4 protein-coding genes and 2 pseudogenes are annotated in these 6,394 nt (G+C 64.3%); 3 read left to right on the top strand and 3 right to left on the bottom strand.

What is annotated here, in order from left to right; translation table 11 throughout:
* Positions 1-224, bottom strand: a pseudogene (locus tag ACIQC5_RS11085) (cupin); the annotation flags it as partial.
* 92 nt (positions 225-316) lie between these two features.
* On the bottom strand, positions 317-1,141 hold the full coding sequence (locus ACIQC5_RS11080; protein ID WP_400281697.1) for an IclR family transcriptional regulator: 825 nt from the start codon (positions 1,139-1,141) through the stop codon (positions 317-319).
* Between the two features lie 48 nt (positions 1,142-1,189).
* Between ACIQC5_RS11080 and ACIQC5_RS11075 the strand changes: the two genes are divergently transcribed.
* Entirely contained in the window at positions 1,190-2,500 is a 1,311-nt protein-coding gene (locus ACIQC5_RS11075) for an MFS transporter (RefSeq protein WP_400281695.1), read from the top strand.
* Complete coding sequence (locus ACIQC5_RS11070) at positions 2,493-3,743, top strand: FAD-dependent oxidoreductase (protein WP_400281692.1); 1,251 nt, start codon at positions 2,493-2,495, stop codon at positions 3,741-3,743. Before ACIQC5_RS11075 ends, ACIQC5_RS11070 begins: the two co-directional genes overlap by 8 nt.
* Positions 3,744-3,949: 206 nt before the next feature.
* Here the strand turns inward: ACIQC5_RS11070 and ACIQC5_RS11065 are convergent.
* A pseudogene (locus ACIQC5_RS11065) lies at positions 3,950-5,299 on the bottom strand (transketolase-like TK C-terminal-containing protein); the annotation flags it as partial.
* Here ACIQC5_RS11065 and ACIQC5_RS11060 point away from each other — a divergent pair.
* Positions 5,234-6,391 carry an FGGY-family carbohydrate kinase gene (locus tag ACIQC5_RS11060; protein ID WP_400281689.1) on the top strand — a complete coding sequence of 386 codons (1,158 nt, stop codon included), beginning with the start codon at positions 5,234-5,236 and terminating at the stop codon, positions 6,389-6,391. The pseudogene ACIQC5_RS11065 and the gene ACIQC5_RS11060 overlap by 66 nt on opposite strands.
* The last annotated feature ends 3 nt before the right edge of the window (positions 6,392-6,394 follow it).

Genomic DNA, 6,394 nt, shown 5'->3' with positions numbered 1-6,394 from the left:
GCCAGCGGGTACAAATCATTCCAACGCCACACATGGGCGACGGCTTTTGGGGTGGGGACCATCGGCATCAGGTCACCGATCTCCGTCCACAACGGAATCATGTTCCCGGCAGCGAAGTCCTTATACAGCTGCTCCAACTGGGCAGCTTCCTCGGGTGTCGGATCCGGCAGGGCGTGGCTGGCGGCCACAGACTCATGAGTCGTATTCTCGGCGCTGATGGACACGGAGGCCTCCTCGATAGGTTCGAACAGTTTTGGCGTAGTTCGAGCCTATGGATTGCCGCGCGTGATCCCGAGAACATTCTGTTGTGCAGAATTTAGTGTTCCGGATCTGCCGGGTTCGCTGCGATGTCGATTTCCAGCTGCCGGCAGGTTTCACGCAGGGCGGTGACCAATCCGGCGTCGAACACTTTTCGGAATCTTGTGGCAGGCGTGGCGACGCTGAGCGCCCCAACAACCTGGCCGTGCCGGTTGTGGAGCGACATGCCCAGGGCGCTGACGCCTTCCTCGGTGCCCTCGAAGTTGGCCGCAAATCCGTTGGCCCGGATGCTGTCCAATTCCCGCATGAATGCTGGATACTCGCCGTCAGGGATCCTGTCGCCACCGATGTCGGCATTCTGGCCGCGGAACAGTTGTTCGATCATTGCGGGGTCCAACTCGGCGAGCATGACCTTGCCGCCCGAGGTTTTGTCGGCCGGCATGACAGTGCCTTGCCGGTCCCCGATCCGTAGGACATTGCTGCCTTCCACCGTGGAGAGGAAGCGGACCTTGGTGCCGACGCGGACCATCAGGTTGACCGTCTCATCGAGCCGCGCGGACAGGAGTTCCATATGGGGCTGCGCGAGGTCCCGCAGGAGCCTGGTCCAGCTCAGTCCAGCCGGTCCCACGCCCATTGCGGGACCTGGTACGTAGCGGCGGTTTTCGTCCTGGACCGCGAAGCCCCGATAGACCAGCATTGCCAGAAGGCGGTGGGCCGTTGAGGGGGCCACGCCCAACTCTGCCGCTGCGTCCTTGAGGCGGAGGGCGCCGCCGTCACGGAGCAGCTGGAGGAGTTGCAGTGCCTTGTCCACGGCTTCGATGGAATAGGTGGGCCGCTTCTGCACCGGCTTGCGACTGGTCTGGGATCCAGGTTTATTCTGCACAACAGAATTGTATGGTCCTTTCGTTCGCGTTCACGTGACAGTGGTGGGATGAATCACACACTTCCCGCTGCAGCGTCGCAAGGGTCAATCGTCAACGGTGCCCGCATTGGGCCTCGGTTCTCCAAGGGCTCGGCAGTCGCCGTCCTGGTGTGCTGGCTATTGGTGGTCTTCGACGGCTACGACCTCATTGTTTACGGAACCGTCCAGTCCTCCCTGATTTCTGAAACGGGGTGGGGCCTGACCAAGGCCACCGCAGGGACCATCGGGTCCATGGCGTTCCTTGGCATGATGATCGGTGCCATATTTGCTGGCCGCATGGCCGACTCCTGGGGGCGGCGGAAGACCATCCTCGGTTGCGCGATCGTCTTTTCGGTCTTCACCATCCTCTGTGCATTCGCTCCCAATGCGGCCGTTTTTGGTGCACTCCGGCTTCTGGCCGGCATTGGGCTGGGCGGGTTGGTGCCTTCGGCGAACGCATTGGTCGCGGAGCTGGTTCCGACTAAGTGGCGGTCCACCATTGCCACGCTCATGATGTCCGGTGTCCCCATTGGCGGATCCATCGCCGCGCTGGTGGGTATCCCGCTGATTCCCGCCTTCGGGTGGGAGGCCATGTTCCTGCTGGCCGTGCTGGCACTGGTCATCGTGGTGCCGCTCGGACTCAAGTACATCCCGGAGACGCTGACGCCCGCGTCTGCCAAGGGCGGGTCGGTCCGTGGCGGGACCTCCAAGGATCCGGCTAAAAAGTCAGCGGGCTTCGGCTCCCTGCTCCGCGCTCCCTACTTAGGCATCAGCGTGCTTTTCGCCCTCGCCACCATCGCCACGCTGTTCGCTTGGTATGGCCTGGGCACCTGGTTGCCCAACCTGATGCAGTTGGCCGGGTACAACCTGGGATCGGCATTGACGTTCGCCCTGGCCCTCAATCTCGGCGCAGTTGCCGGTTCTGTCATCACCGCTTGGGCTGGCACACGGTTCGGTCCGATACCTACGGCGATAGCGGCGGCCGCCGTCGCCGCCGTCGGCCTTTCGGTCCTCCTGGTCGGCCCGCCGGTGACGGTGGTTTACCTGGCCCTGGTGCTGGCCGGCGTCGGAACGCACGGCACGCAATGCCTCATCATCGCCGCCGTAGCCAGCCACTATCCCGATCATTTGCGGGGGACCGCACTTGGCTGGGCGCTCGGCACCGGCCGCATTGGCGCCGTCGTTGCACCGCAGGTGGGCGGACTCCTGCTGGCAGCCGGGCTGGGCGTCAACTCCAACTTCCTCGCGTTCGCCGGTGCCGCCGCCATCGCAGCGGTCCTGCTGACCGCCGTCGGGCTCAAAATCAAAACCACAATCTCCCAAGGAGCAAGCAATGTCTGAATACACTACGTCCACCGATGTCCTGGTTGTGGGAGGGGGAATGGCCGGGCTGGCCGGCGCATTGGCCCTCCGCGAAAACGGCGCGAACGTCACGCTGGTGGAGCGCGCTCCGGAGTTCGGTGAAGTCGGGGCAGGGCTGCAGATGGCTCCGAACGCCTCGCGAGTCCTGAAGCGCTGGGGGCTGCTTGAGAAGGCGCTCGAGATCGGCGTGCAGCCCAAGCACCTGGTTTTCCGCGACGCGACCACCGGGGAGGAACTGACGCGTCAGTCGCTCAGCGGAGAGTTTGAGGAACGCTACGGCGCGCCGTACGTGGTGATCCACCGCAGCGACCTGCACCGCGTGCTGCTCGAAGGATGTGAAGCGGCAGGCGTGAAGTTGGTCAACGACGTCATGGTGGACAGCGTGGAAACCGTAAACGGCCGCGGGGTGGTGCACACCGCAACTGGTGTGGACTATGAAGCGGATGTAGTGATCGGCGCCGACGGCCTGAAGTCCACGCTGCGGACGCTGGTGACGTCCGATGAGCCTGTCTCCTCTGCCTATGTGGCCTACCGCGGCACCGTAGCCATTACTCCTGAGACCCCTGCGACCGACCTTGAGGACGTGGTGGTCTACCTCGGCCCGGACTGCCATCTGGTGCAGTACCCGCTACGCAAGGGCGAACTGCTGAACACCGTGGCCGTCTTCAAGTCGCCGTCATTTGAGCTCGGCGAAGAACAATATGGGGGAGTAGACGAGCTCCAGGCCGCTTACAAGGATTGCGTCCCCGCCGTGCAGGCCGCCCTCGCGAACCTCGCCACAGGCATCCGTTGGCCCATGTACGATCGCGATCCGATCGAAAACTGGATTGCCGGCCGCATGGTCCTGATGGGCGACGCCGCCCACCCCATGCTGCAGTACCTCGCCCAAGGCGCCTGCCAAGCACTTGAGGATGCCGCCGTGCTGCAGGACGTCACGGCCGGCACCGTTTTCACGGCCGACGGCGTCAACCCGGCTGCGTGGGACGAGGCTCTACTCTCGTTCAACTCCGCCCGTGCCGCACGGACCTCCCGCGTCCAGCGCACCGCCCGCGTGTGGGGCGAGTCCTGGCACGTCTCCGGCCTGGCTCGCACGCTCCGCAACTTGCTCTTCAAGAGCCGCAAGGATAACGATTTCCAGTACGACGATTGGCTCTACGGGCAGACGGGCGAGGGTTTGCCGGCACCGGAGGCACCCAGGGTGACCATCCAGCTGCCTGCCTGACGTTCGTCGCCGCAGATCCTGCCTCCTCCTGTCCTGCTGGCTCGAAGGGCATCTATCTGCGGCCTCAAACGCAGCATCGGGCGATAAAGAGTCGTTCGGTCCTTCATCTCTTCTTTGCGGCTGCTCCGCCAGAACTCCCATTCCGGTGACGTCAGGCCACCCCTCCCGCCAACATGGTGAGGAGCGGCCTGACTCGTGGACTGTGATCAGGCCGTCAGGCCTGCGAGGGAGTCTTTGGCTGCGGCTGCGACGGCTTCGGTGGTGATGCCGAATTCCTGGAACAGGCGCTTGTAATCGGCCGAGGCACCGAAGTGTTCCAGGGAGATGGAGCGGCCGGCGTCGCCGACGAATTCGCGCCAGCCCAGTGCGAGGCCGGCTTCAACCGAAACGCGGGCCTTCACGGCGGTGGGGAGCACGGATTCGCGGTAAGCCTCGTCCTGCTTGTTGAACCATTCAACGCAGGGCATGGACACAACGCGGGTGGCGATGCCTTCAGCCTGCAGGGTTTCGCGGGCTGCGATGGCGAGCTGGACTTCCGAACCGGTGGCGATCAGGATGACCTGGGCGTCAACGGTTTCGCCGTCCTTGGACGCTTCGGCCAACACATAACCGCCCTTGGCCACACCAGCCGGGGAGGCGAACGTGTCACCTTCTGCCGTGCCTTCGCCGCGGGCGTAGGTGGGAACATTCTGGCGGGTCAGGACAATGCCGGCGGGGTTCTCGTGGTTCTCCAGGATGGTCTTCCACGCGATACCCACCTCGTTCGCGTCACCGGGACGGACCACGTCCAGGCCCGGGATGGCGCGCAGGGACGCGAGCTGCTCCACCGGCTGGTGGGTGGGGCCGTCTTCGCCCAGGCCGATGGAGTCGTGCGTCCAGACGTAGATGGACGGGACACCCATCAGGGCGCCGAGGCGGATGGCCGGGCGCTGGTAGTCGCTGAAGATCAGGAACGTCCCGGAGAAGGCGCGGGTGCGTCCGTGCAGGGAAATACCGTTCACGATCGAGGCGGCAGCGTGCTCACGGATACCGAAGTGCAGGACCCGTCCGTACGGGTTGCCCTTCCAGGCGTCCGTGGAACGCGAGGCCGGAATGAACGACGGCGAGCCTTCAATGGTGGTGTTGTTGGACTCGGCGAGGTCGGCCGAACCGCCCCAGAGCTCCGGAAGGACCGGTCCGATCGCGTTCAGGACCTTGCCCGAGGCTGCACGGGTGGAAACATCCTTGCCTGCTTCGAACACCGGAAGGGCGGCGTCGATGCCTACGGGCAGCTTCTTGGCCTCAACACGTTCCAGCAGGGCAGCGCCGTCCGGGTTCGATGCCTGCCAGGCCTCAAACGAGGACTGCCATGCCGCGCGTGACTCGGCGCCGCGGTCCAGGACCTTGCGGGCGTGGGCGAGGACTGCTTCGTCAACCTCGAAGGACTTGGCCGGATCGAAACCGAGGACCGTCTTCAGTGCTGCGACTTCTTCGGCGCCCAGGGCCGAGCCGTGGATCTTGCCGGTGTTCTGCTTCTTCGGGGCCGGGTAGCCGATGATGGTACGCAGCGAAATCACCATGAGTATGGTCAGGACAACTGGCTCCGTGAATTGGGGATGGTGCCCACAGCAGCCCATCCTGTGTCTAAGCTGCGCTGGCTCTCACTCCATGCCGCTGACGCCGCGGCGAAAGCGCAGCGGGTAATGATTCCCCACGATTGGCTGACATGGGGGTTGCTGGAACGGAAGGGTGAACCCGTGACCGACCGCTCGGACGCGTCCGGAACGGGGTATTGGTCGCCCATCAGCGGTGAGTACCGGCACGATTTGATTGAGCTGGCCCTGGGGCGGACGTTGAAGGTCCCGGAGGTGCTTGGCGCCGCTGAGCGCGCCGGTGTCACCAAGATGGGAGTCGTGGTGGCTGCCGGGTGCGGCGACAACGCAGCTGCTGTCCTGGGGCTGGGAGCCCGGCCAGGGGAAGCTGTCGTCTCCATCGGCACGAGCATGACGGTCTCTATGGTGACGGAAACTCACGTCGTCGACGGCACGTTCCATGTCGCCGACATGGCCAACGCCTCCGGTGGGCAGCTGACGCTCGTAGCAACGCTGAACGGGGCCAGAACACTCACCGCCATGGCTGCCATGCTGCGACTGAGCCTTGATGAGATGGAACAACTCTCTGACGCGGCCTCGCCAGACGCCGACGGACTGTGCTTCGTCCCCTATCTCGACGGGGAACGCAAACCTCTACTCCCTGAAGCGCAAGGAGCCCTCACTGGGATGACCCGTCGCTCCATGACGCCGGAAAACCTCGCCCGGGCAGGGGTTCTCGGACTGGCCTGCGCCGTCGCGGACGCCGTTGACGACCTCGCCCGGACCGGGCTCGCCGTCGAAACCGTTACGCTCATCGGCGGCGGTTCCAAATCGAGGTCACTCCGGCAAGCCGTCTCAGATCTCACCGGCAGAGCAGTTGGGTGGCCAAAGCCTCGCGAATATGCAGCCATCGGAGCCGCCAAGCAGGCAGCGTGGGCTCTCACCGGAGAAATCCCCCAATGGAATCGGCCTGACTACAAGGTGATCCAACCATCCGAATCGCGCGAATGGGCACACGTGGTTCGCGCAAGATACGCGGCCGCAGCAGGAAAGGTCTTTGGCGCGGAATTGCGTTAGTGA

The sequence above is a fragment of the Paenarthrobacter sp. NPDC092416 genome, from assembly GCF_044755025.1.
Lineage (GTDB): Bacteria > Actinomycetota > Actinomycetes > Actinomycetales > Micrococcaceae > Arthrobacter.
Note: the sequence above shows the minus strand (reverse complement) of the source record. Positions and strands in the feature narration are given on the sequence as shown.